This is a genomic window from Microbulbifer sp. A4B17, from assembly GCF_003076275.1.
Classification (GTDB): domain Bacteria; phylum Pseudomonadota; class Gammaproteobacteria; order Pseudomonadales; family Cellvibrionaceae; genus Microbulbifer.
The window spans coordinates 1,073,237-1,099,915 of the sequence record NZ_CP029064.1 but is presented as its reverse complement, the minus strand read 5'-3'; the positions used below and the strand labels follow the sequence as shown (position 1 = coordinate 1,099,915).

Below are 26,679 nucleotides of genomic sequence, written 5' to 3'. Positions count from 1 at the left end.
AAGAATACGACGGAGTAACATTAAAAGTGACAGTCTACTTTGTCATTTTTAAACGCAACTGCAGTCCTAACTTGGAAGTGGCGCCGGTAGTAACCCAGGCAATCTTCCCATCAGTGCCGACGATTAGTAAGGTTGGTGTCACTTTAACACCCCACTGCGCAGTCAAAATGCCCTGCGGATCATTAAGTGAGGGAAAAGCAATATCGTGATTGCGCATGTACTCGGCAACCACTTCCTTACTCCCCGACTGCATGGCGATACCAATTACCTGATATTCCTGAGACAGCTCAGCCACTGCGGGAGAAACAATTCGACAATAGGGACACCAGGTTGCCCAAAAGTAAATCAGCACGGGGCCTTGGGGATACATCTGCTTTAAGTCAATAAATATCCCATCTAAAGATTGCCCCTCCAGCTGAGGGGCCAGATCTTTGGGAATGTCTCTTTGATGGAAATAGCCCACGGCAGTAACCATTATTACCGCCAAGATCATAAATATCAGGACCTTAATCAGATATTTATAGCGAGCTGTCTCCACCCGAATAAACTCCCCTAGTACTTCACACTACAACCATAAGCACGAGATGTAGCCTTAGGCACCGCCAAACCCTTAAGTGATGCATCAAGTGCAGCTGATACATAATTGTGTGAAGTCTTTATAACAGCGGGATTGGCGGAGTCATTATCGTCAATAGCACCCGCATATACGACTTCCCCTTGAGGGTTAATAATAAACATGTGTGGTGTAGTTTTAGCGCCATAAGCTCGGCCCATAACGCCACTGGTGTCTAATAGGAATGGGACACTTGCACCGAGGTTATGGCTCTCAGCAACATCGATTGCCTGTGCTGGGTCCAAATACCCCTGCTTTCCCTGAGCGGAAGAAATAACCGTAAGCCAATTAACTTTTTGCTCTGTATACTTCTTTTGGAGGGACTGCATATTGCCGCTTCCGTAATGCTTACGTACATAGGGGCAATCTTTATTAAACCACTCAATTACCAGCCATTGGCCGGCGTAGTCCGAGAGACTGTGAGAATTTCCCGCTGCATCCATAACAGAGAACTCTGGAGCTTTTTGCCCCGGCACAGCTGCCGCCCAAACAGCGCCAGGTAATATCAAGCACAAAACCACGACTTTTATTAATAAAGAACTACTAAAGTTGAAAATTACTCTCATGATTAATCATCCTCACTATTAACAGTTAATTGACTACTAAAAAGTGCTGCAATTAAAGACTCTTGCAACAGAGGTGGAAGCAATTCAGGTTTTTTCTCGCCAGCAGGGTACCAGGCATATACCGGCACAGAACTTCTCCCTAAAGCCTGCAAAGCCTGGGTAATCTCAGGATCATAGCGTGTCCAATCAGCCCGAATTAGAAGTACATTATTTTCTCTAAATAACGCTTGTACCTCCGGGGTATCAAGCACCAGAGTTTTATTTACCTGGCAAGTAATACACCAAGCTGCGGTATAGTCAATAAATACGGACTGCCCATTTTCTAAAGCTTCCGCCAAAAGGGTTTTGTCATAACTATGCCAGTTATTCACCATCCCCGATGATCGCTCACTATCCTCAACCCGGATAACGGGCAGAGAAATCAGTGAAGCAGCAACCACACAAATCAGCCCCCCAATTACTCCCTTTGTGGCAAAACTTTTCCCTAGCCAGATTGCCAGTGTAGTAATGAGTAACAGACTTAAACCTATTAGCCAGCCTGAATCTCCCGCTAAGTGCCCCAGAACCCACAGCAGCCAGATCACCGTTGCATATAGTGGAAATGCCAGAAATTGACGTAATTTCTCCATCCATGGGCCTGGAGCTGGCATGCGATTTAACAATGCAGGGCTGGCGCATATCAGGATAAACGGCGCGGCGAGCCCCAAGCCAAGGCCCAAGAAGATCAATAAAGCTTGCAATGGCGGGATAACTATCGCAGCACCGAGAGCTGCACCCATAAATGGACCTGTACAGGGGGCAGCGACAAAAACAGCAAGGACACCAGTGATAAATGAGCCACGACTGTTGGAACCAGCAATGCCCATCAAGCGATGCCCAAACTCAAAGAAGCCACTAAAAGACAGTGCCATCAACCAAAAAAGTATAATTAACACTAAGACCACAACCGGTGACTGAAGCTGAAAACCCCATCCAACGGCTAAGCCTCCCCATCGAAGTAACAATAAAACAAGCCCAAGAGCAAGGAATGTCAGTAGAATTCCTGCACTGTATAAGAATGATTCTCGCAAGCGGTGTGCGGGGCTGGTTCCTCCGTTGATCAACCCAAATAGCTTTATTGACAACACGGGAAATACACAGGGCATCAGATTGAGTAAGGCACCTCCGATAAATGCAACCAGAAATAGAAGCCAGACGGAGGTCGTACTTTCCTTACCCGCCATTTCAGATAGAAAAGGTGCGTTGATTTTCCAGGACCGGCTGGAATCTGCAACAACAAAGTCACTAATGTTACCAACCCCAGCTCCGGGCAAGCGCTTGAAGCTGTAGAGTAAACTTCCATCCTGGTGCTGAATTTCTGGTTCGGCCGCAGAGAAGAGTTCACCATTTATAGGAAAAACTGCAGGTATTTCGCCGTCATTCATAGCGGTAAGCTGTAAAACAAGGTAATCGCTTCCGCGCGGTGAAATAGACACCGGTTGCCAGGGACTCTCACTACCCTTCCTGGGGAGCCGGTTGGCGAAATAATTTCGCACCGACAGATCTGCATCTGGCCAGGCAGCCTGCGCTTCAACCGGCCGTGTAAAGCTCATCGTGGCAAAACCCGGTACACAATCCACCTTACAAACCAGCCACTCCAAATCGGCACTGATAGTTATCTCCCGCGTATTTTTATCGGGGAGTAGCTGAAAGAGGTAAGCAACATTTCCTGAATAGCCCAGATTAGTAAGATGCTCAACTCGTAGACGCATCGGGAATGGCCACTCAATTGGGCCCAAGGCAGCTCCCTTGGGAACCAAATTAAACCGAGGTGCAGCACCTGAATCACCGGCGTTACGCCAATACACATGCCAACCTGGGTCTACTTCAAAGTAGAACCCGACCCTCTCTTCCTTACCTTCATGAAAAGTATCCGGCACCAGCCAGCGCACCTGAACGTGATCACCAGATGCCATCTCCTGTGCCACAGACTGCCCGGCAGCCAGCAGCAACAGGCAGCTAACATTGATCAGTATTGTCTTTATTTTCAATGTGTTACCCCTACTAGTTAGACCACTCGGCACAGAGTAATCCAGCCCTCTTTTAGCTCACAGTCAGAAATTACATTATCAGTCCCTTCTGAACACATATCGAAGTCTCACTATACTCCGATCATCCTCTGTCAAACGAAGCGCCCAGAATGCCTGCCCTGCAGCTAAGCGACAGCCGTACCCTTACCTATGAAGACTATGGCGACCCCAATGGCTGGCCAGTGATCTTTAATCATGGGTTTTCAGACTCCCGGCTTATCCGTAATCCGGATAACAACCTTACCGCATCTTTAGGTGTACGTATCATTTCTGCCGATCAGCCTGGTGTAGGTGGCTCCTCCCCTCTTAGAGGCCGCCGTATGGTGGACTGGGGCAAGGATATGGAGGAGCTGGCTGACCACCTGGATGTTCAGACCTTCTCGGTTATTGGTCACTCTGGTGGCGCACCACATGCACTCTCAATTGCTAACAAGCTACCTGACAGGGTTAACAAAGTAGTCTTGGCATCCCCGGTAGGGCCGTTGGACTACCCGGGAATGACTGACCTGCTGCGACATCCGGACATAAAACTTATCGCAAAGTTACATCGCTGGCCTTCCCTAATTCGCTGGTTATGTCGCTTAAGTGCTTATCAAGCCAATAGAAATATTAAGGGCTTTATTCAGCAGAATGCGAAAAAGGATGCTTCGGATGCAGCCCTTTTCCTTCGCGACCCAGCGTTAAAGAAAATGTTTGAAGAGTCCTTTTTGGCCGGAGTCGCCCAAAAGGGGGAAGGGCTCTTTGAAATGATTATGGCACTCTGGCACTGGGGGTTCGATCCCAGTAATATTGAGGCTTCCGTGAAAATATTTTACGGCGATGCCGATGATATTATTGATACACAAATGTCCAAGCAGCTTTCCAGCCTACTGCCAAACAGTGCTACTCAAATCTGGCACCAACTCGGCCACTATGGCTTTGTTAACAAATACTGCTGGGTAGATTTACTTAAGTCTGCCCGCAACTAGCTAGATAAAAGGCACAAGTGATAAACTATTTAACTAAACATCAACAGGCAAAGCCTCCACAGCACTCACCGGGACCAGGCTCGAAATAAAATCCTCGGTGGCCACATCCCAGGAATAAGTTCTGGCATGAGCAACACAATCTGCCGGATCTAATAATAATGCTTTTTCAATTGCCAATTGGAGATTGTTATCCAATGCTCCCACAGGTGCATTGCCAATAATATCTTTTGGACCGGTCACTGGGTAAGCAGCCACCGGCAAACCACAGGCCAATGATTCAAGATTAACCAACCCAAAAGTGTCAGTTATAGAAGGAAATACAAAAACATCGGCGGCACTATAGCATTCTGTCAAAGCTTCCCCTTCTTTAATACCCAGATATACTGCCTGCGGAAATTTTCTCTTTAACTCATTGAGCTGAGGGCCATCTCCCACGATAACCTTTGTACCTGGAAGTTCAAGCGATAAGAATTTCTCCAGCGATTTCTCCACAGCAACACGTCCTACATTCAGCATAACCGGGCGAGTCAATCCCTCAAAAATCTTTGCTTCTACGGGACGGAATTTCTCCAGCTCTACGCCCCTGCGCCAGCGAGTGACACGAGCAATACCCAGGGCCCTAGCTTCCGCTGCCATACCGTCGGTGGTTACCATTGTCTGTGCGGCAGAGTTATGGAAACGACGCAATAAGCCATGCAACCATTTCAGGGGCACTTTATAGCGGATCGATACATACTCAGACAGGCGGGATAGCCAAGAAGTAGTAAAGCGCAGATTATTCCGCTTGCAGTAACCTCGTACCGCCCATCCCACAGGACCTTCGCTCATAATATGAATAGCATCCGGTGAAAAACTCTCTATAATCTTGGCCGCTTTCCCCCCAGGAAATACTGCAATTTTTACCTCTTTGTAACCCGGCCAGGGGAAATTAGTGAAATCATCAGCAGAAACAATTCTAACCTCGTGCCCCCGCGCCATAAGTTCTTTTTCGGTTTTATCAAGAACCCTGGAAACACCGTTTAGTTGCTGCGGATAGGTATCCGTAGCAATCAAAATTTTCATATTTCGCACTCTTCATCTATGAGTATGTAAACTCGCCCTCCAACAGGCAAGATTGTTTTCAACAAAGATCAAGCCAATCTACTTATAGAAATATCACCACTTAGACACACAAGGAATCTTGGTTTGATCACACCGATGTGAATACTTTTTAGCGACTTCTTCAACTTCAGTGAGAAGACTATTATTTAGTGTTATGGGTCTAAGCCCCATCTCAACAAGCTGGTCATTATTTACCAATAAATCATTTTCTGCAGACTCTTTTCTGGGATTATCCAAATAGGCAATTCCCACTCCTGTCTTTTCAGAGATTAAATTGGCGAGATCCCTAACTCTATGTATTTCTGTCATTTGATTCAGGATTTTGACTCTATCACCAGCCTCCGGCGGATTTTCAATAGCCAGCTGAATACAGTGGCAGGTATCTTGAATGTGAATAAATGCCCGTTTCTGGCCGCCGGTACCATGGACGGTAAGCGGGTAGTTAATTGCTGCCTGCATCAGGAATCGATTCAGAACTGTGCCATAATCACCGTCGTAATCGAATCGATTAATTAGAAATTCATCTCTCTGGGTTTGCAGTGTTTGGGTACCCCACACGATACCTTGGTGTAAATCAGTGATTCGTACCAAATCATTCTTATTATAAAAAGCAAATAACAATTGATCCTGGGCCTTGGTCATATGATAGATAGAGCCCGGATTACTGGGGTAAAGAATCTCCTGTTCAGTAAACCTTCCTTCATTCTCCACCTGAATTTTCAGGTAGCCTTCGGGGATAGTGAGGCCAGCTGTTCCATACCCATATACCCCCATGGTACCCAAGTGAATCAAGTGGATATCAAGTCCACTCTCTACTACAGCTGCCAGGATATCATTGGTAGCATTCAAGTTGTTGTCGAGGGTATAACGCCTATGTTGTGCAGACTTCATCGAATAAGGCGCAGCACGCTGTTCGGCGAAGTGAACAATCGCGTCGGGTTTTTCTCTCTTTAAGAGATCAAATAATCGTTCAAATTCCTTCCCGAGGTTAATGGACACATGTTTGATGGACATCCCGGAAATTTCACGCCATACACGAAGTCTCTCAGACAAGTGCCTGATTGGTGTCAATGAATCGACTTCAAGCTCAACATCAATTTTTCGCCGGGAAAAATTATCAACAATAATAACTTCATAACCTGCCTCTGAAAGATGGAGAGATGTTGGCCAACCGCAAAACCCATCGCCCCCCAGCACCAATATTTTTTTCACCCTGCCCCCTATAAAATTAGAATTTTCAGGCAATAACACAATTCGACCAAACTAGTCGTTAAGCCGACTTCTAATTAGCTTGAATCACTCAAAAGTACCAACTGTAGTTAAACAGGGTCATGTGGGTAAACTTATTCGATTTTTTGTAACACCGTTATGACAATCCATATCTTCCCTTAAATTCCTTATGCGCTACTGAGAAATACACGACTAGATCACAACAAACATCCAATCGTAGATTTTTAACTGTTGCCGATCTTGTGGCTTCTCAGCCTACAGGCGCAATGATAGAACTATCTCATTGTTTCCATATTGAAATATATGACGACAAAGATAATCAACATGCCATTCAAATGAATTATGCGACAATTTTCTTTCGAAGCCAGCTATAAGTGGCAATCCACAGGAGATACCATCATTCGAGATAGATCACACTCCCCTTTCTCATAAAGGAAAATACGCCACTATAGATTGCAGCAAAGTTTAAATTTTTTGACAATTATGCGAATCATAAAAAATAACTCATGCGAAAAACTACTAACCAACAAACATGATATCTATTAGTTGCTTCCTCAATGCTTTATGTACAACCAAGAAAACTCATAAAAGTGTTGCCAATGACTAAATCTGAATTTTTGCGATAGATGCAAAATAGTTCCATAGACTTTGCCTATTAAAATAACAACAACTTGCACTTACAGTACTCGGTTGGGCAGCATATAAGTTGCCACTCCTGATGTCACCTAAAGACAACTAGCATCCACATTTAAAAATGTGTACAGCCAGTCAAAAAAATCTCTAGGTATCTATTCAAAATACTGACTTCCCTAAGCAACAACTAAAAGAAGCACTTTTTACTCAAAGCAGTGTCACAACCATCGGGAATAGACACTTTTAATAATATTGGAATATGTGTCACCTAAAGACAAATATGAAAATACTTGCTCTTTTCGAGGAACTTCCCAAATACAACTGGCAACTAAAAAAGCCGGAAAACAAAAAAATGACCGCGTAATTGCGCGGTACTTCATAGGCAAAATCGACACAACCGGGATCGCACTTTAGGAATTTCAAAGAACAGTTAATCTGAGCTTTAAAACTCCCTATTTAAGTACTGAATCCCCACAGTCTTAGCGCCTGCCATAAGTGGCAGAACAGGCACAGTTCTACCTATAAGAAGCTTGCAAGGATGCTTTTGAACCTTCACTGGATGCACTTCGCGAGATAAAAATGTTACTACTAAAAGCTCTTACAATTTTGTTATGTAACACGGCTGATCATCAGTTTTTGGGGAAATGTGTTTACAGAAGTAATTGTCGAGTGTCTCCGCAATAAGTGCATTTTCGTAGAAGAACCACTTTACGTCCGCACAGTATCAGTACCCGGAGATATAGCTGATGATATTTAAAAAACACTTGTTGCCTGTCGCCATGGCAATATCGACTTTGGCATTTAATGTCACACCAGCAATTGCCGACTTTGGTTCCAAGCACGATAAAAACCGAGTTCCCAAGCACGCAAGAAAAAACCAGCGGCAGCAGAGAGCCACTGCTTTCGACTTTAGTGAAATCTTCGACACAGTACAGATATTACATGCTGGAGCGGTTGAAATTCACTTGGGCGGCCACCTTGAACAATCTGAACTCGAAGCCATGGCTCCCCTGGAAGCTTATATCCACGCTTTCGAGGAAGGCGATGAACTCTTTGAGATGAATTACAACGCCCTCGATGGTGTCGGTGCCAATGTGGGTAACGGCAAAAGATTTACCAGTTTCCCACGACCCGATCTAAAAGGGCCAAATGCATGGGCAAATATCCTTCCCCATCGCACGACTGGCCCCAATGGCGATTCCTGTATCAGTTGTCATAACGTGCCAGTAGCCGATGGTGGCGGCGGCGTTAACGACAATGTCATTCGTATGGACCCTGAACGCAAGCAAAAAGGCTTTATCGAACGGCAATCACCCCACTTGTTCGGTATGGGGGCAGTCCAGTTGGTAGCGGAAGAAATGACTACCGAACTGCATACCCTAAGAGATGAAGCGATCAACGAGAGCTGTAGCTCCGGTACAGATACTACTGTAGCGCTATCCGCCAAAGGGGTTAGCTTTGGTGAGATCTCCGTATCCTGTGACGAGGTCAACTACGACAATGTTGAAGGCCTCGATACCGACCTGGTGGTAAGACCCTTTGAATGGAAAGGCCTAACCGGATTTGTTCGTGCATTCGTTCGCGGCGCCGCACACCAGGAACTCGGTATGCAGGCCACTGAGTTGGTCGGTGATGAAGACAGTGACTTCGATTCAATCACCAACGAACTCAGTGTCGGTGACATTACCGCATTGACGATCTATAACGCTGCACAGCCTCGTCCAGTAACAAAGATCGAGCTTAACAGTGTGATTGACTCTCTGACTGAAGAGGAACAAGAAACTTACGGCTTGCCACTTAGCGATGCGGAAATTGCCAGTATTGAGAATGGCGAAGCACTCTTTAGCTCCATTGGCTGTGCCTCATGCCACTCTCCCGAGATGGAAGTAGCTTCACCAGTATTCTATGAACCATCTCAGCATGCCAGCTATCGCGACGAGACTTATCCCGCTGGTGATATAGCCGGCCTGCCCAGCACATCTCTGCAGTTCAACCTGCTCACCGAGATCATGGATAACCCCCAGGAGCTTCCATCTGGACAGACATTAGGACAGTTTGAGGAATCGGAAAATGGTGGAGCCATAGTCCGCCTGTACGGAGACCTTAAGCGTCACGATATGGGTACAGCAATGGCCGAGGAAATTGATGAGGGTAATGTGGGAGCCTCTGTTTTCCTCACAGAAAACCTCTGGGGCGTTGGCTCAACACCACCTTACTTACATGATGGACGCGCTACTACCATGACCGAGGCGATCGTCTATCACGGTGGTGAGGCCGAATCCAGTAAGGAACAGTTTGATGCCCTGAGTGATACTGAAAAGGCAGACCTGGTTAACTTCCTGGATAACCTGGTTCTCTATCTCGCGGGAGAGTAATCACAAGGTCACCACAATAAACCTGAAGCGGGGCGGCCCCAGGCTCGCCCCGCCTCTCTTTATCCCCTCCGAAAATACTAAGCATCGGGAATATTCCGCTGGTGCCACTCAGCCAGGGATTCCTCTGGGTAGCCTTCAAACATTTCATCCCCTTCCCGTATATCGGGCTGCACCCAACTCGGAGCATAATCCAGCATCATATGGCTACGGACTGGCGGTACCGGCAACTCAAAATCAATCGCAGAAGCGAAGGGATGTACCAGTTCGGGCCAGCGCGGGTCCCAAAGCCATAAAGCACTGCCACACTTTGAACAAAAATGTCGCCGTGCTGGACTCTTCCCTCCATTTTCTTTGCTCGATATCCCAATTTCAGCCTGATAAATACTTAAGCTCTCCTCGCCTTCGACACTCAGGGTTCGAAAATCTGCCCCCAGATTAATTGCATAGCCCCCACCTCCAGCTGTTTTTCGGCATATTGAGCAATAGCAGCGGTTGAAGGGATAGGGCTGCTCAGAGTTCAGACTGAACTTAATCGATTGGCAGTGGCAAGATCCTTTGAGTTTCACGACACTTCCCCAGTTTTTTACCTTTCGTTTGGCAACTGATCAGCCCGATGGATATAAGACCAATACAGATTCTTGTGCCATATTCATCGGTGACTGAAATTGCTACCGAGATCATAAGTGTATCCGGGCTAAACTGACTCACCCATCCCCAACGAGACTCAGGGTGTCACACCAATGAATGAACCCATCAAGCATGATAAGTGGCAAGCTCAAGAGTACGTAAACGCCTCTGACATGCAGTGGCGCCACGCTATGGAAGCCATACATCGCTGCGATTATCGCCAGGCAGCCACTATTCTTGATGTGGGTTGTGGCGATGGTAAAGTGACCCGCTATTTAGCTGAGCGTATGACTAATGGCAGGATTATCGGGATCGATCTAACCGAAGATATGATTCTCTATGCTAATAAAAATTACGCCAACATACCCAACCTATCCTTCGAGCAAATGAGCGCAGACGAAATCCAGTTCGACTGCAAATTCGACATTATTTTTTCTTTTAGTTGTTTACACTGGGTAGCGGACCAAGCTCAAGTCTGGAATAGTTTTTACAAATATTTAAAAGATAACGGTAAAGTAGTTTGTGGTTTTCAGGTTGATCATGAAAATTTCTGGGAGACTGTATACGAGGAACAAGAAACAGCTACATGGAAACCCTATTTTGAAAGTTTTCACGATCCTTATAATCACTATACGCTAGAGGAAATGCGGAACTATGCCGAAGATGCAGGCTTCTACTTACCAAGATTCGATGAAATCTATCATGTGGAAAATTTTCAAACCTGGGAAAAGCTCACTACCTTCTTTCTATCATGGGTTCCCCAATTCCGCCATCTAGGCCACCCAGAAAGAGAGCAGTTTGCCGACCAGGTAATGAACAAATACTATAAGAAAATCCACCCGGAAATGCGAAAGGATGCTGGGGTAAGAATCAAACGATTTATTATTGAAGCAGAGAAATAGACTCTCTTCAGGCTTTCCTCATAGCACCAACACTCTCACCTGCTGCCGTAGAGAATTTGTATATATTTCTATAAATAATACTGGCACCAACTATTAACCATATCAGCTCAATTAAGTAGTGAGCGCCTCTTAAAGCTAAGTACGCAACAGATTCTTCTGGGGATACCGCATACACTTTCCTTCCGTATCTTCAGCTTTTAAGCTGGCTGCACCCGAAGGCACAACCAATCAACTTCTACAAATTACTCCCAAGCATCAGCTAACGCTGAACTCCATTCAGCCTGCTGATCTGTATTGAGATTAATAACGCCATTTACAGGTGTACCAACACCAGTCATGAACTCTGCAAGCCCGGTAACATTTTGAAATGGCAGCTGAGCACCAGTTTCCACAGAAAATACTTCAATCGCACTTTCGCTCGACTGCCAATTACGTACCTGTATCTTTTCAGTCCCAGCGAGCAGATAGATATCCAAGTGCTCACCATTAATTACCAACCAGAGATCCTCTGGAGCAATTGCCCCCTCAAAAAGTACTACATCTGAGCTACTGCTGCCGTTATCGATAATTACATCTGTACCGTCACCTCGGGCAAATAGATAGCTATCGTCTCCTGGGCCTCCCTCCAGGGAGTCATTACCTTCACCGCCACGAATAGTATCTGCAGCGTTGGAACCTACAACGGTATCGTTGCCTTTCTCAGCACTGATTTCTTCGATGGAGTCCAGTGTTGTGGAGGAGAAATCCAGAGTGTTGTTACCTGTAGTCCCCTGAATTTTATCCACCCCCTCAAGCCCATCAATAAGTTCCACAGTAGCCGTACCGGAGTATGCTGATAAACGAATTAAGTCATCGCCAGTGGAGCCTCGGATCTCATCGGTGCCTTCACCACCGGAGTAACGGTCATATCCCGTGTCACCCGCAGTTAATAAGAAGAGGTCATTACCCGCTTCACCATAGAGGTTATCACTGCCGTAACCACCTTCTATCGTGTCTGCAGCTACTGAACCATAGATGGTGTCATTGCCATTGCCCGCCTCGATAGAAGCAATACCAATCAAAGAGGTATTGCGGAAATCCAGGGTATTGTTGGCAGTGCTACCCACAATACGATTCATCCCCTCTTTTCCATCAATTACTTCGACAGTTGCAGTACCAGAGAAGACGCTAAAGCGAAATTCATCATCTTCATCAGTCCCCTGTAAAGTATCACTACCCTCTCCCCCTTCATAACGGTCATAGCCAGTATCACCGGAGGTCACCTGGAAAATATCATCGCCACCATTACCATAAAGAGAGTCACTGCCAATACCGCCAACAATAAGGTCTGACTCTTCAGAGCCCTTTATGGTGTCATTCCCCGCAGCTCCATCAATCAAAGTGATACCTTTTAACTGAGTCACAGTGAAGTCCAGGATATTATTGGCACTGGTACCTAAAACGCGGTTTTCACCTTCATCACCATCAATTTCCTCTAGGACATTAACTCCAGTAAAACTGCTGAAAATGAAATCATCGTCCTGGTCAGTGCCCAGCAATCGGTCTTGTCCTTCACCGCCATTATAGGTATCCGACCCTGTATCCCCATTGGTAAATACAAAGGTATCGTCGCCATCGCCACCAGACAGATAATCACTGCCCAGACCACCAACAATAGTATCCGCAGCGACAGTACCATAGATGGAGTCGTTACCCGCAGCGCCATCAATCTGTGCAATACCGATTAGTTCCGCCTCAGAGAAATCCAAAGTATTATTGGAGCTCGTTCCCACAATTGTGTCGATACCGCCCTGCCCATCAATAACTTCTACAGAAGCATCACCGGCGAAAACACTGAAAATAAATGTATCGTCGGATGCAGAGCCTTTTAATGTATCTCGTCCTTCGCCACCTCGATAAGAATCTGAGCCAGTATCACCTTCAGTCACCAGGAAGATATCATCTCCAGCTTCACCATAAAGTGTATCGCTACCGATCCCCCCCTCAATAATATCCGCTTCACTGGAACCATAAATCACATCATTCCCTGCAGCCCCATCAATCAAACTTATATCGATCAACTCTGTTTCACGGAAATCCAGGGTGTTGTTAGAGCTGGTACCCTGAATGGTATTAGAGCCTGCTCCACCATTAATCCGCTCTACCGTAGCGGTCCCACTAAATACAGAGAAAGTGATGGTATCGTCAGAAGAAGTTGCCAACAGAGTGTCAAAGTCATCTCCACCATCAATACGGTTGGAACCGGTATCTTCGCCACTGAGTACAAAAATATCATCACCGGCATTACCGTATAGGTTATCGGAGCCAGCCGATACGACAATTCGATCCGCCTCGGAGCTACCGTAAACCGTATCGTTACCAGCACCCGCATCAATTTCAGAAATATTATTGAGTTTTGCTTCAGAGAAATCCAAAGTGTTGTTGGAAGTTGAACCGACAATTCGGTTGTTGCCCCCTGCACCATCAATAACTTCTACCCTGGCATCACCACTAAAGACACTTAAGCGAACTTCATCATCGCCATCGGTCCCTAGTATCTGGTCACTTCCTTCACCACCTCGATATTGATCAAAGCCAGTATCACCGGCGGTCAGCACAAAGATATCGGCTCCACTATTGCCATACAGCACATCAGAACCAATTCCCCCTTCAATCACATCCGCAGCTGCCGAACCATAGACGACGTCGTTACCTTCGGCGGCATTAATTAGATTGATGGAAAGCAGCTGAGTATCGGTAAAGTTCAGAGTATTGTTGGAGGAACTACCTATAATCTGGTTATTCCCACCATCTCCATCAATCACCTCTACCGTCGCAGTACCAGAAAATACACTAAAGCGGAATTCATCATCGCCGGAAGTCCCCAGCAGCCAGTCATCGCCATCACCACCGGTATAAACATCGAAACCGGTATCTCCACTGGTTAGTAAAAAGCGATCGTCACCGCCTTCACCATAAAGACGGTCACTGCCAAGACCACCGACAATTTCATCGGCTACATTAGAACCGTAAAGCGTATCGTTCCCGGCCTCTGCATCCAGACGTGCAATATTGATTAAGCTCACATCGCGGAAATCTAAAGTATTGTTAGATGAAGTACCTAAAATCCAGTTATTACCTTCAGCACCATCAATCGCCTCTACTCGCGCATCACCACTGAACACACTAAAGCGGAACCAGTCATCGCTATCGCTACCGATAACCTGATCAAAGCCAGTACCACCATTCACACGATCAGAACCGGAATCCAAGCCGCTGATATAAAAAATATCATCGCCAGCATTACCGTACAGGCTATCGCTTCCACTATTACCGATTATCTTATCGCTGGCGGAACTACCATAAATAGTATCGTTGCCGCCGAGACCATCAATAAAGTCGATATTCAGCAATTCGGTATTGGAAAAATCCAAGGTGTTATTCGAGGTGGTGCCATAAATTACGTTATAGCCAGCGGCACCATCAATTCGCTCAACCGTATTTTCACCACTGAAGACACTAATCCGGATGCTGTCATCCCCAGTGCCCCCTAATACCTGGTCAAAGCCTTCACCACCATTAAAGCGATCTGCACTGCCATCATTACCCTCTACCAGGAAGATATCGTTACCACCCTCACCATAAAGCATATCGGCACCACTACCACCGATAATGACATCATCACCGTCACCACCATAAATTGTGTCGTTACCCCCCTTACCATCGATTCGATCGGCGGTATCGGTACCCTGTAATGTGTTATTACTATCGGTACCTTCCAAGGTAGTTTGCGACTCACCGGCAACAATATCCCAGACAAACTTGGAAAAATCCAAGGGCTGCCCTGCGGTATGGCGAATAACTAACAGCTCATTACTGAATGCGCTACCATCAGATCCGATATCGGCAAAAGTTAGAGTTGCACCACTGACAATCGACGCGCTGTAATTTAAATCGGGAGAATCGAGCAAACTTAGACTTGCACTGGCGTCCTCCAAGCCTCCACCCAGATTATCCAAACGTGCCCGATAGCTGGATTCCAATTCTGCCCCATCATTAACCGGTACCTGGCTTTCCAGGGAATAATCACAAATAAACAGAACCTGCCCAGTTGTTTCATTATCCAGGTTGAGCAGGCTCACACTGTCCAATAACTGGCCGCTGTAGGCATTATCATTACTCTGTACTGGTTGGAATACCAAGCTGTAAGCCATATCCCCATCCACAGAGCAGTCATCCAATCCCACCAGTTGGATCAGCTGCGGAGTCTGCCAATTATCTGCGGTAAACTGGAGGTAGTTATTACCAAGAATTGCCGCCTCAGAATCATCAGAGACCCCAAGATTCAAAGTCAAACTGGTATCTGCCGCCAGGGCCTGATCCAGGCTAACCTCAAGCACAGCGATACTAGTACCCGCTTCATCGGTTTCAAGGTCTGTAAGTGCCTGCACCGTAATGTGACTTTCCCGCTCAGGAACTTGAATGGTGCAGCAACCACTGGTTGTTACCGTATTTTCTCCATCGGTAATTTCCAGCTCCAGGCTATAACTACCAGCTAATAAATTAGAAACATCCCAACGGTACTGATCGGAGTCGCCATCCTCATCCTCACCGATACCATCAGCGATCAGGGTTCTACCGCCACCTTCATACAAGTAATAAAGGGCAATATCTGCATCGCTGTCGGGATCACTGTCCTGCCACTGAATAAGTAATTCAGCTTCGCTGACGGTTATATCACTCGCCGGCAATACCAGGGATATTTGCGGAGCATCGTTAACCCCGTTCTCATTAATAAAGAAAGTATTGGCCGCACTCCAGTCACTAGCCTCCCCCTTGCTGTCCTCAGCCTGAGCACGCCAGTAATAGTGGCTGTTGTCATTGAAATCAAACACGGGGGTCCACTGGGTAGACGCCTGAACCTGGCTTGCCACTAACAGAGTCAAATCCGCATCGGAGTAGACTTCAAAGCGATACTGTACGCTATCGCCATCGGCATCAGTGACTGGGTTAACTTCAAACAGAGGACGCAGGCTCTCTACTACCGCAGCAGAACCAGGATTTTGCAAGCTCGGAGTTGGCGGTGCCGTGTTATCGGTATCCACACTAAAGCTGGCAGTTACCCAACTAGTCTCTACCTCGCCATCGCTGGCTTTAGCGCGCCAGTAATAAGTAATATCCTCTTGCAGACCTTCAGCTATCCAGGATGTCTCCAGCTGCCCTTCTGCAATTGTGCCTGAAACCACTTTGCTATCACTGTCAAAGCTCGCCAGAGTGTCCAACTCAAAGTAGTAAGTAAGCGGCTGCCCCTCTGGATCGCTCCCGTTAGTTAAACGTAGCTCTACACCATTATTATCAAGCCAGCTCGATAAGGCACCATTGGGAGACACTACAGCGGGCGCTATAGGCGCATCGTTTAATGTACTAACAAGGAAGGAACCCAAATCACTTTCAGTGCGCAAACCATGCTCATCTTCTACCCAAGCCCGCCAAACATAAGCATTGTCTTCAATTAAGGGATTGGGTACCTGCCAGCTAGTCTGGAAATTACCACCGGGCAGCAGACCGGAAACCTGGGCACTGGGATTATCCAGATCGGACTCATGGAAAAGATCAAAACCATAAGTCAAAGTATCCCGGTCCACATCGAAAGCGTGAGCCACAATCAACTCAGGACGGATTTCAGCAACAATTCCATCCAACTGGGGTGCATTGATTGCCGGTGTAGTGGGAGCATCGTTAACTGTATTGATAAAAAAGCGGCTCGCCTCCCAATTGGATGCGACCGAGACATCTCCGCTTTCGGCATCCACAAGGGTAATTGCACGGGCACGCCAATAATAAAGGCTGTTATCGAGAAATACCTGGCCGGAAACCAAGTCATCAGCACCCACCGCCCATGCCGTAGTATCGACGCTCTCTTCCAAAGTAGCACTGGCTACTTTAATTAACATCGCCTCATCAGCATAGACTTCAAACTCATAAGCAACACTTAAATCCGCCGCATGCTCACCATTGCTGAGGGTAAGTACCGGTAACAATTCCGCAGCACCAGCAAGTACTTCAGCATCAAATACCGGGCTAGCCAACTGGGGCGCGCCAGGGGCTACCTCTGGCACAGTGGGGTCACTGCCCACGTCCTCCTCTTCCGCATCGCTGCGGCCGTCTTCATCGTAATCGCCACTACCATCCCGATCCAGGTTACCGAAGTGCTCCATCTCCCAGGCATCATCTAGGCCATCGCCATCCGTATCAGAAGAGGGGTTTATTTTCAGGTTAACCGCACGAGAACTAGAGAGAGCACCATCACTGGCTGCAAAGGAAACGACATAATTGCCCGCCTGACCAACTGCCGGTTTCCAACGAAATATACCGGTACCATCTCCGCCATCGGTGAAAATAGCCCCAGAGGGCAGGCTGCTGGTAGAGAGTTGTGGCACTGTGCCATTGGGATCGGAGGATTGCACCAGGAACCCGACCTGCCCTCCTTCATGACCGGTTCGGTCTAAAATTGCTTGAATCACCGGCGCCTGGGGCAGCGCAGCAGAGTCGGTAAAGTGTAGGGTATAACTATCTGCACCCTCATAATCAAAGACATTGATAAAGTAATCAAAGTCCACTTTATTAGCCGCACGCTTTTTGGATAACCAGTAATTATTTTTATTTAATTCGCGGCCATCCTCGCCCACAACACGCTGTAATACTTTCTCTCCAGCATAGGGGTCGCTGACCTGGATATAACCAAAGCCCTCGCCGGCAGCACCAGTTAAACTACGGGTTCCATCATTTTCAGAACCCAAAGTGTAGGAAAGCGTATCCACCTCCGCACAACTACGACACAGGGCCAGATCAACACCGGTATTTTCACTCTCATACACCGCAAGACTGCTATCAGCGGTATAGGCCAGATAGTCCAGAACGTTATCACGCCCCGGTAAATCCACTTGTACATCTTTAAGTAACAAGTGTGCATTGGTAGCATCGATCAGCGAGGTCAACTCTCCGCCCAACTCATCAGCGTGGGTAAAGCTGGCCTCAAAGCTAGTGAACTGACCGGACAGAGAGGACTCCATCACCCAGCGCCCAGCCTTCATTCCCTGAGGAGTGATATCACCAAAATTAATCAACAGGCTGGGGCTTTGTGGCTCGTTTTCCACAAAGCTATTAGTAATCGCAAAATCGATCGCCAACCCTTGTTCGTTATCCACAATTTGGGGCTGGGCAGATTCAATATTGACTGAACGTGCAGTGCCATACCCGTTATTATCGACACGCACGCCAAGGGTATAAGGCTCTGGGGGCTCGATTTCTGTGGTAAAGGCATCATCACCTACAACCTGCTCAGTGAGGAAGTAATCCAAGGTCAATAGAGGTTGGGGTTTTACCACAATAGAATCTGGTGCAACCTGCACCACTTCATCCTTGCCCCCGTAAGAATATGACAAAGTAGCGCCGACAAAAAATAGTTCGCCGTTATCAGTTTGCCCAGCAGCATTGGCAGTGGGAACAATCAACCAACGAAATTCCCCGACATTGCCCGCGCTGATCTCTCCATCGGTAACTGTACCATCCTCTGCCGTTACCAGAGAGCCAATATTCTGGGTATCGTCAACACGAATAAAAAACTCTGCATCACTGGCAGAACTATCGGAGGTTGCATTGACCTGATTACCCTCATCATCGGCAAAATCAACCGTGATTGCGATATCCTCAATCGCAAAGGTATCCAGGCTATTGGTAATCCGCATAATCGCTTCAAAGCCCTGACGCTCAAGTGTCAGCTCCTGCAATATTTCAATACGCACTTCTGCACAGAGCGACTCCTCTTGGGCTACTGCAACCAGTGGTGTATTAAGAGTACAACACCAAACTGCAGCCCATTTCCCCCAACCTTGTAACATACTCAATATTTCCAGGTATCACCTTAAATTTAAGGTGTTTTTATAAAATTAAAAACCCAAGTCGTTTTTATCAGCCTTACTATAAGAGCGAGCATCTTCATTTATTTTGATCGGCACATCATTAGCATCCATACTATCTTTAGCATCAGACAACCTATTTACTATATATTCCTTTAACTCCAAAAAAGCTGAAGCAAGTATATCTAACTCACCATCCCTAAAGCAGAGAAAACTATATATTTTTATATCGCCATGAGAAGTGTGAAGCACTAGAGCGGGATAATGAGCTTTATAGTTAAAACTGTAATCCAGAACATCATCCCATTTACAGCTAGCATCCGAAGTAGAAGGCAGGAAAATACTTGGCACATAAACACCAGCATCATTTACGATAATTTTACGGTCACGTGGACTTACCATAAAAAAATAGGCAACAGAACCGAAGAAGCACCAGAGTGACAGTACGTTAATGCTTCTTGTTTGATTAAAAGAGTCACCAAGGTACCCAAAACTTCCGAGCACCATTACAAAAGAACCAAGCAAGATAAGCTTTATGTAACCCATTGGGATTTTGTAACTTATTTCCATTTTTAACGAATAAAACCTCAACCCAACACCGAGTACAACTCCATAAAAATCGAGCACCAACAACTATATAATTTTCACCCATCGGAATCTTCACATCCCCAACAAAAGATAGATTCCTAATAGTCAACTCATACCCCAACCTTAAAAATCAACCAGCATAAAGATCAAAAAAACGCAAGAAACTTACAACTACCTTTACACTTCAAGACTCACTACATCTCCAACTTAAAAACCACCCAAAATAATCAAACAATATAAAAACCATAAAAAACAAAAAGTGGAAGACCAATGCATATAAAAAGATAAAAAAACGATAAGAATCCTGGCTCCTCAACTTCTATAGAGGAGCAAGATGGTCGCTCTTTATCGTAATAAACCAACACCTCACCATCAACTGGATACCTTGACATGATTGTATCAATATCCTCCCGCCAAGCAGAGTGGGTCCTTGCCTCTGAGGTATAATACAGCCCACCAACAAAATACCCATACCCAAAAGAATAATGAGTTTCAGCACGACGATGGTAGCCTTTAGAAGATGTGATTACTCCTGGGACAGAACTATCTAAATCACAGAATACAGTCTTTGCCAAAGGTGAAACAATACCCCAAGCAAATTCAGCAAAAGCTACCATAAGGGTTAACGCCAGGACACAACCAAACCAATTAAATCTTTTTTTTACAGATAACCCAGGAAGCATATATTACTCATCCACATTTTCAGAAACTTAAATCAGACAACTATCGGCCTAGTCCTATGCTTTTTATTACTTCGAACTTTATCTCTTACACCATCCGTCTATCCACTCATTACACCAATCAAACATCCCGTAATCCCCCATCAAACTTCTATAAGACGTAGGGATTACGCTTTATTTTTGCAACGTTGTCCCATTTTCTCTCTTGTCAATGAGCCTTTATTCATATTTATTGAAGCTCTCTCAGAGGCTTTATCATGCCTATCTGCCATATTCTTCTCCCCAGACCAGCTAAAGTATCAGCTCTATTAGCAACCCACCCTTTATTAGCCGTACGTTTTCTTGGATAACCAGTAATATTTTAATTTAACTAGCGATCACCTTCACCAACAACCTGCTAAGTATTGAAGTGATCCAAGATCAATAAAGATTGGGGCTTTACCACAATAAAATCCTGTGCGACTTGCACCACTTCATCCTTGCCCCCGTAGAAATATGACAAGGTAGCACCGACAAAAAATAGTTCGCCGTTATCCGTTTTCCCCGTAGCATTGACGGTGGGAACAATCAACCAACGAAACTCCCCTACACTACCCGTGCTGATCTCTCCATCGGTAACTGTGCATCCTCTGCCGTAACCAAAGAACCAATATTCTGGGTATCTTCAACACGAATAAAAAACTCTGCATCACTGGCAGAACTATCGGAGGTTGCAGTGACTTGATTACCCTCATCATCGGCAAAATCAACCGTGATTGCGATATCCTCACTCGCAAAGGTATCCAGGCTATTGGTAATCCGCATAATGGCCTCAAAGCCCTGACGCTAAAGTACAGCACCTGACCACCGCCTATTCCCTTCAACCCTGTAAAATATTCTCAATTTCCAGATAATTTTTTATAGATAGCACTATTCTATAAATTTATAAGTCAGATCATTTTATCGACCGATTTACTTAATATCTATTTTGAATTATCACAAAGTGAAACCCAAACAACCACACCCATAAGCACACCCATAAGCACACCCATAAGCACACCCATAAGCACACCCATAAGCACACCCATAAGCACACCCATAAGCACACCCATAAGCACACCCATAAGCACACCAAGTAAACAATTATGCACATACTCCAAACTTTAAAGATCCCTTCAACTAAAGAGGCGTATATATTGTCATCTATATCATTAACAGAAAAATAACTATTGGATGAAGCCGTAAAAAAGCAGCCCTCAGAAAGACTCCCAACCCCCTATGTTGAGCAATGCCCCGTAAAAATATAAAAGTAAGATTTATGGTTTTAAGGCTTACAGGGTATTATTTTCGCCCCCCTATAATCTTTCACCTCCCCAAAACCAACCCTACCCCACACGCTCATATGAAACTTTACGCCCTCCCTAGACCACACCTCCTATCAACCAATAAGAAGCTCTTTCTACCAACATCCTGAATCGCGATCATTCCACATCTTTGCGAAATAAAAAAAATTGAACCTAAATTCCTTGAACTAGACTTAACAGCATATAAATCATCAAATCTCTCCCCGAGAAGTGAAAGATCATTTACTTTCACCGCCTTAAATGTAATACCAGAATAATCCCACTCATTCCTATCAAATTTCTTTGGCCAAACTACAACTAGAGGATAAGAGGAATAACATACGAAGCCAACTTTTTCGCACTCCTTCCATTCATACTCCTGATGGCCGTTAACCGTAACAGTCTGACTACGAATTAAAACGCTACTAACATTACCCTCTTCAAGATTGGTCAAATCATTATAACTAAACACTTCAGCTTTTACCTGAAACGAAAAAAGCATAACGGATAAAATTAATTTCCACATAAGCTCTTACCTTCCCTGACGAATTTTTTAACCTCAAAATATTTTCTAACAGCCGCGGCCTCATTTGGGTCATTGACTGGCCGAGGTTGAATAACATAAACATCAGGAATCATATGTGCAAACTCATGGTAAAGTGTATTGTTTTCACTATCCCAAGAGAAAGTTTCGTTATAAATTGTTGTCCTTCCTCCATAAGATTCAGCATTAACCCAGGCATTTTTCATTGCATTCAATTCTCCCCCTCTATGATAGACACGTGTTTTTGCTGTATGATCATCAGTCGGAGAATCCTCTAAAGTAATATCTAAATCCCAATTATCCATTATTTCTTTGAGCTTGTCTTTACAAGGGCAATCAGGAAGATTATTTATCTTACCTTCTAAATCTTTTAGCCAGTATCTAATTGCCTGAGCGCGCTTTACTAATTTTTGATGTTCCGGACTATTCTTTCTGCATTCATTACCTTGACTAAAACCCTTTATTCCACTGCATGGACTCTCAAAGTGAACTCGGTATAATCCAAGCGGATCCGACCAGAAAGATGGATTATTCCCAACATATATATAATTTCCTAACCCACCTTTTAATCCGACAGGATCAGCCTGTATATACCGCCCCAACTCTGGATCATAATCCCTCATATAGTTATGATGCAGTCCGGATTCAGAGTCAAAATACTGCCCAGGAAATCTCAGATTGTTTTCAACAATAGAAACTATCGTTTTAGCTTTTCCAAAGGAAAAATAGCGAGCTTCCCAGCTCACCTCTCCAGATTTGCTCAACATTTTTTGTGGAACACCCTGACGACTATTTTGATAGTAGTTTATTTCACCTGAGGCCACCCTCTGAAACAAGGGTTCCGTCATCCAGGGCATGCCGGGCTTAAAATGATACTCTCTGATTAAGTTGCCACCATGGTCATATTCAGCAGCCATACCTTCTTGGTTATAGAGAAAATAAGTAGCACTCTCAGTTTCCTTATATATCCTTTGCCCATAAGGATTATATCTATATTTACCAACAGTGATCCCATCTTTTGCGACAGCAATCAAACGTTCTTCATGGTTATAATGATAATCCCATTTAACACCATTTTTTACTTTTTGAACTGTATGCCCGTTATTACCGTACGTAAAATTAGCACTATAATCTCCAGTAGTAGATTCTAGCTGATTACGATTATTATAATTACTTAGCGAAGGTACAGAACTAAAATTATTTACACTGCCTCCCTTCTCTAACTTGTAACTTATTCGATTACCTACACCGTCGTAAGTAAAACTCTCATTATTCTCAAATAGATCTAATACATAACTCGCAGATGTCATGCGGTATAGATCATCATATTCAAGCCTGTATTCACCATATTCTGTACTGATTGAGCGAACGTTACCTTCTAGATCATACTCATAGATTACCTTAGCTTTATCTTTACCAGCGCTATCTACAAGTACCTGATTCTTGACTCGTGAAAAATCATCGTAACTTAATGTTATTCTGTTACCGCCAGGCAGGAGTAAAGTCTGAGGTGCTAACCAATGAAAATCTGTCCAGGCTAATTGCCCTTCATTGGGAATATGCACCGCAGCCAACTGGTTGTTATTATTGTAATAATAAGTATAGGTAATACCTTCTGGATTAGTATAAGTCTTTTTCTGGCCATTACCATAATAGGTATAGCTGTAAGTTTTGGAGAAAGCTACTGACTCAGCCTGATCGCCCTCACCATAATAGTCTACCTTGACAGTTTCCAATCGATTTAAGCTATTATATGAATAGCTCTCACCATGACGAACAATATCGGCTGAGGCATTAGCGACATCAGCACCAGGATATTGGAGGTATCCTATATATTGGTTTTTACTATTATAATAATAATCGACTATCTTGATTGGAAATTCATTAGTATTACTAAAAAACACTTCTAACTTAGACAACCTATTAGCATCATCATAGCTCAATACACGCTTCTCTTTTTGAGCGTTAATAACCTCGATTAAATTTCCATTACTATCATAACTGTATACTTGCTGTGTATTGGTACCAATAAAATCATGCTTTGCCTCAGTTATTAACCGATCATTTCTATCGTAGGTATAGGCTGTCAAACGTCCTTCAGGATCTTTGACTTGTATTAGGTTATCACGAGAATCATAAACAAACTCTGTTTTCTTTTCCTTACCATTAACAGGATCAATGATTGCAATCAAGCGATTTAAATTATCATACTGATAATGTACGTTATTTTTCAGCGCGTCAGTTTTAAGTATAAGGTTACCAGCCAAGTCATAACTATTGTTACGTATATTTTCAAGATTATTTGCTACCTGTTTATTTTGCTCGACTCGATTACGCTTATCATAAATCAATTCTTTAGCATAAAGAGGGTATTCAATTTTTGATAATTGGTTCTTATGATACTTGTTTTCAGTGCGATTCCCCTCACCATCAACCGTAGCGGCCAACCGATTTTTCTGATCATATTCAAAGTCAATAGATGCGCCTTCAGCATCAGTAATAGTAGCAATTCGATTGCCCTTATCGTAGATAAATCTATGTACGTTGCCAGCATCATCAATATCAGTCAGCGGTAGTCCAGAGGCATTATAGGTTACATTAAGACTTGTATTACTTGCATCGGTAATCTTGACCAACTGACCAACGTTATCAAATAAGTAAGTATTACCTTGGCCATACGGATTTAGAGCCGAAATCAAATTACTTGCAGAATCGTAGTTCTGAGTCCAAGTTTTCTTACGAGCATCCACAATGGTTTTAGCATTACCATTACTATCATAATCTCGATATTCAGTGTTATGATCCTCCGGGTCAGAAACTTTTATGATATTACCGTATCCATCATAGTCCCAATTAGTCGTAGCTAAGGTAGTATTACCTGCCACGGATTCACCCGTAGTCACGGTAATCATTTGGCCATACCCGTCATAGGTATAACGGATAGTACGTTGCTCGGAAGTCCCCAGAGCTTCAGTCAGAGTTAATAAATTACCATTACTATCATATCCATACTCGGTAATAACACCGCGCTCATCCCGCTCACGTAGCGGTAAGGTTAGCTTGGTATTCCAATCAGTAGTGGTATAGCTGCCATCGGCAAACTCGGTACGGGTGATATTACGGAAAGTATCGTAATAGTATTTGGTTTCCAGGCCACGGGCATCCGTAGTGACACTACTGATTAGCCTAACTGGCTCCATATCAGCAATAGAAAATCTACCGGAACCACCGCCACTCGATCCCTTAGAGGAGACTTTAAATTGATCGGCGTAATCAGATGCTGTGTTATCTCCGGAATATTGGTAGGAAATTTCGTACTGTAGCTCTCCACCTATCGTTTTCTTAATTAGCATACCCGAGGAGTCATACCAGGTTTCAGTGACTACACCTGAGGTATCTCGCTGAGTCAGTTTGTAGGTTTCATTGCTACTATCGTAACTATGGCTATAGCTGGTACCAACACCATCGGCATTCACATAACCATTGATATCACCATCGGTATTAGTGGAATAGGTTGTAACACGGCCATTGGGGTCAGTCATACTTTTTAAGGTACGCTCACCACTGGAAAGGGTACGATACTGGTAGGTCCAATTAAAACCGCGCATATCGGTAACAGAAATCAGCTGCCGATAATTGAGACTATCACTACTGTCCTCACCGTAGTGATAAGTCACTACGCGGCCTGAGTAATCTTCCAGTTTTTCTAACAGGTAAGTGGAAACACTGTCTCCTTCCACTTCACCTTGTAATTCTTGCCAGTGGTAAGTAATTACCGTGTTACCGTGGTGGTCTTTTACGTATTTTACCCGGTCTCCTTCATACTCCAGGGTAACCCGCACGTTATTTTTATCTTGGTAGTATTTCAGGTTACCTGCTTCATAAAAAGTTAGGTTGCCCTTTCTATCTTTCCAAGTGTAATTATTGCCATTCTTAGTTAAAGTTAAACGGAGTTGTGCATGGTATTCATTACCCACAGGTTCAGGACAACCAAACCCATAGAAGAAGTCGTTAGGACGGTATGATTGGCCATTTCGAAACAGGAAGTATTCATGGGGTAACTTGCAGCTTTCTCCTGGAATAATGCCTGTACGGGCCGCAAGGCCAAAGCGGCCAGCACCGCCGCCACTGCTAGCTCTAAAGCGTCCCTTGTCCAGGGATTGCAAAGCTGCCAGGCGGGATTCACGCTCAAACTCCTCAAAGGCGGTTAGTTCCTCTCCTTCTAACTGGATCTTATATTCATCATAGGTAAGGATTGGATTCCATCTACTGTTCCACTCCCAGCCATTACGGGTCCAGCGGCGGGTCATACGGACATCGCCCCCTAAGACCTTAACCCGCATATCCTCAAAGTCTTCGCGATTGCCGGAACTTACTGCACGCGGTGAGGTACTATCACTACTAATACCGGGTTTTGCCCATACTCCAGGTACAGCAAATAAAGTGCATAGAGTTAATGACAATCCCAAGCAAATAGTACCCACTAGACTACTATTTTTTCCCCACTTATTTTCCGTTAATCCCTGAGAGGATTCCCCGGTAAAGAACTGCATGACGATTTCC

The 26,679-nt window shown here is 44.8% G+C and carries 16 protein-coding genes; 3 read left to right on the top strand and 13 right to left on the bottom strand.

Annotated elements, in window-relative coordinates; genetic code table 11:
* Positions 1-34: 34 nt before the first annotated feature.
* The 3 genes from BTJ40_RS04765 to BTJ40_RS04755 form a co-directional block, all read right to left on the bottom strand.
* Positions 35-475, bottom strand: a complete 441-nt coding sequence (locus tag BTJ40_RS04765) for a protein disulfide oxidoreductase (RefSeq protein ID WP_238152137.1) — start codon at positions 473-475, stop codon at positions 35-37.
* A gap of 77 nt (positions 476-552) precedes the next feature.
* Positions 553-1,179 carry a thioredoxin family protein gene (locus tag BTJ40_RS04760; protein ID WP_108732020.1) on the bottom strand — a complete coding sequence of 209 codons (627 nt, stop codon included), beginning with the start codon at positions 1,177-1,179 and terminating at the stop codon, positions 553-555.
* Between the two features lie 2 nt (positions 1,180-1,181).
* Entirely contained in the window at positions 1,182-3,209 is a 2,028-nt protein-coding gene (locus tag BTJ40_RS04755; RefSeq protein WP_238152136.1) for a protein-disulfide reductase DsbD, read from the bottom strand.
* Between the two features lie 149 nt (positions 3,210-3,358).
* On the opposite strand from BTJ40_RS04755, the gene BTJ40_RS04750 reads away from it, so the two are divergent.
* Entirely contained in the window at positions 3,359-4,216 is an 858-nt protein-coding gene (locus BTJ40_RS04750) for an alpha/beta hydrolase (RefSeq protein WP_108732019.1), read from the top strand.
* Between the two features lie 33 nt (positions 4,217-4,249).
* Here BTJ40_RS04750 and BTJ40_RS04745 read toward each other — a convergent pair whose 3' ends face one another.
* Entirely contained in the window at positions 4,250-5,278 is a 1,029-nt protein-coding gene (locus BTJ40_RS04745; protein ID WP_108732018.1) for a glycosyltransferase family 1 protein, read from the bottom strand.
* Positions 5,279-5,371: 93 nt separating this feature from the next.
* The gene (locus BTJ40_RS04740; protein WP_108732017.1) at positions 5,372-6,529 is read right to left on the bottom strand and encodes an NAD-dependent epimerase/dehydratase family protein; all 1,158 of its coding nucleotides are present in this window, start codon (positions 6,527-6,529) and stop codon (positions 5,372-5,374) included.
* Positions 6,530-7,926: 1,397 nt separating this feature from the next.
* Between BTJ40_RS04740 and BTJ40_RS04735 the strand changes: the two genes are divergently transcribed.
* On the top strand, positions 7,927-9,555 hold the full coding sequence (locus tag BTJ40_RS04735; RefSeq protein ID WP_108732016.1) for a di-heme oxidoredictase family protein: 1,629 nt from the start codon (positions 7,927-7,929) through the stop codon (positions 9,553-9,555).
* A 77-nt stretch (positions 9,556-9,632) separates the two neighbouring features.
* Here the strand turns inward: BTJ40_RS04735 and BTJ40_RS04730 are convergent, their stop codons facing one another.
* The gene (locus BTJ40_RS04730; RefSeq protein WP_108732015.1) at positions 9,633-10,121 is read right to left on the bottom strand and encodes a GFA family protein; all 489 of its coding nucleotides are present in this window, start codon (positions 10,119-10,121) and stop codon (positions 9,633-9,635) included.
* A gap of 174 nt (positions 10,122-10,295) precedes the next feature.
* Here BTJ40_RS04730 and BTJ40_RS04725 point away from each other — a divergent pair, with 174 nt between their 5' ends.
* On the top strand, positions 10,296-11,084 hold the full coding sequence (locus BTJ40_RS04725) for a trans-aconitate 2-methyltransferase (RefSeq protein ID WP_108732014.1): 789 nt from the start codon (positions 10,296-10,298) through the stop codon (positions 11,082-11,084).
* Positions 11,085-11,326: 242 nt separating this feature from the next.
* Here the strand turns inward: BTJ40_RS04725 and BTJ40_RS22980 are convergent, their stop codons facing one another.
* The 7 genes from BTJ40_RS22980 to BTJ40_RS04690 form a co-directional block, all read right to left on the bottom strand.
* Positions 11,327-18,964 carry an S-layer family protein gene (locus BTJ40_RS22980; protein WP_108732013.1) on the bottom strand — a complete coding sequence of 2,546 codons (7,638 nt, stop codon included), beginning with the start codon at positions 18,962-18,964 and terminating at the stop codon, positions 11,327-11,329.
* A gap of 48 nt (positions 18,965-19,012) precedes the next feature.
* Positions 19,013-19,615 carry a hypothetical protein gene (locus tag BTJ40_RS04715; RefSeq protein WP_157953888.1) on the bottom strand — a complete coding sequence of 201 codons (603 nt, stop codon included), beginning with the start codon at positions 19,613-19,615 and terminating at the stop codon, positions 19,013-19,015.
* Between the two features lie 182 nt (positions 19,616-19,797).
* A complete protein-coding gene (locus BTJ40_RS04710) occupies positions 19,798-20,253 on the bottom strand; it encodes a DUF3592 domain-containing protein (protein ID WP_108732011.1) in 456 nt (151 codons plus the stop codon).
* Between the two features lie 394 nt (positions 20,254-20,647).
* The gene (locus BTJ40_RS22130; protein WP_157953887.1) at positions 20,648-20,821 is read right to left on the bottom strand and encodes a hypothetical protein; all 174 of its coding nucleotides are present in this window, start codon (positions 20,819-20,821) and stop codon (positions 20,648-20,650) included.
* 14 nt (positions 20,822-20,835) lie between these two features.
* Complete coding sequence (locus BTJ40_RS04705) at positions 20,836-21,054, bottom strand: hypothetical protein (RefSeq protein ID WP_108732010.1); 219 nt, start codon at positions 21,052-21,054, stop codon at positions 20,836-20,838.
* Between the two features lie 585 nt (positions 21,055-21,639).
* Positions 21,640-22,098, bottom strand: a complete 459-nt coding sequence (locus tag BTJ40_RS04695; protein WP_108732009.1) for a hypothetical protein — start codon at positions 22,096-22,098, stop codon at positions 21,640-21,642.
* Positions 22,086-26,669, bottom strand: coding sequence for an RHS repeat domain-containing protein (locus BTJ40_RS04690; protein WP_108732008.1), 4,584 nt, complete (start codon positions 26,667-26,669; stop codon positions 22,086-22,088). The genes BTJ40_RS04695 and BTJ40_RS04690 overlap by 13 nt, the downstream gene beginning before the upstream one ends.
* Between the last annotated feature and the right edge of the window lie 10 nt (positions 26,670-26,679).

Bases quoted from the DNA above. Each gene is read 5' to 3' on its own strand.
- BTJ40_RS04765 (WP_238152137.1), bottom strand. From the start codon at position 475: ATGGTTACTGCCGTGGGCTATTTCCATCAAAGAGACATTCCCAAAGAT.
- BTJ40_RS04760 (WP_108732020.1), bottom strand. From the start codon at position 1,179: ATGAGAGTAATTTTCAACTTTAGTAGTTCTTTATTAATAAAAGTCGTG.
- BTJ40_RS04750 (WP_108732019.1), top strand. From the start codon at position 3,359: ATGCCTGCCCTGCAGCTAAGCGACAGCCGTACCCTTACCTATGAAGAC.
- BTJ40_RS04745 (WP_108732018.1), bottom strand. From the start codon at position 5,278: ATGAAAATTTTGATTGCTACGGATACCTATCCGCAGCAACTAAACGGT.
- BTJ40_RS04735 (WP_108732016.1), top strand. From the start codon at position 7,927: ATGATATTTAAAAAACACTTGTTGCCTGTCGCCATGGCAATATCGACT.
- BTJ40_RS04725 (WP_108732014.1), top strand. From the start codon at position 10,296: ATGAATGAACCCATCAAGCATGATAAGTGGCAAGCTCAAGAGTACGTA.
- BTJ40_RS22980 (WP_108732013.1), bottom strand. From the start codon at position 18,964: ATGTTACAAGGTTGGGGGAAATGGGCTGCAGTTTGGTGTTGTACTCTT.
- BTJ40_RS04710 (WP_108732011.1), bottom strand. From the start codon at position 20,253: ATGCTTCCTGGGTTATCTGTAAAAAAAAGATTTAATTGGTTTGGTTGT.
- BTJ40_RS04705 (WP_108732010.1), bottom strand. From the start codon at position 21,054: ATGCGGATTACCAATAGCCTGGATACCTTTGCGAGTGAGGATATCGCA.
- BTJ40_RS04695 (WP_108732009.1), bottom strand. From the start codon at position 22,098: ATGTGGAAATTAATTTTATCCGTTATGCTTTTTTCGTTTCAGGTAAAA.
- BTJ40_RS04690 (WP_108732008.1), bottom strand. From the start codon at position 26,669: ATGCAGTTCTTTACCGGGGAATCCTCTCAGGGATTAACGGAAAATAAG.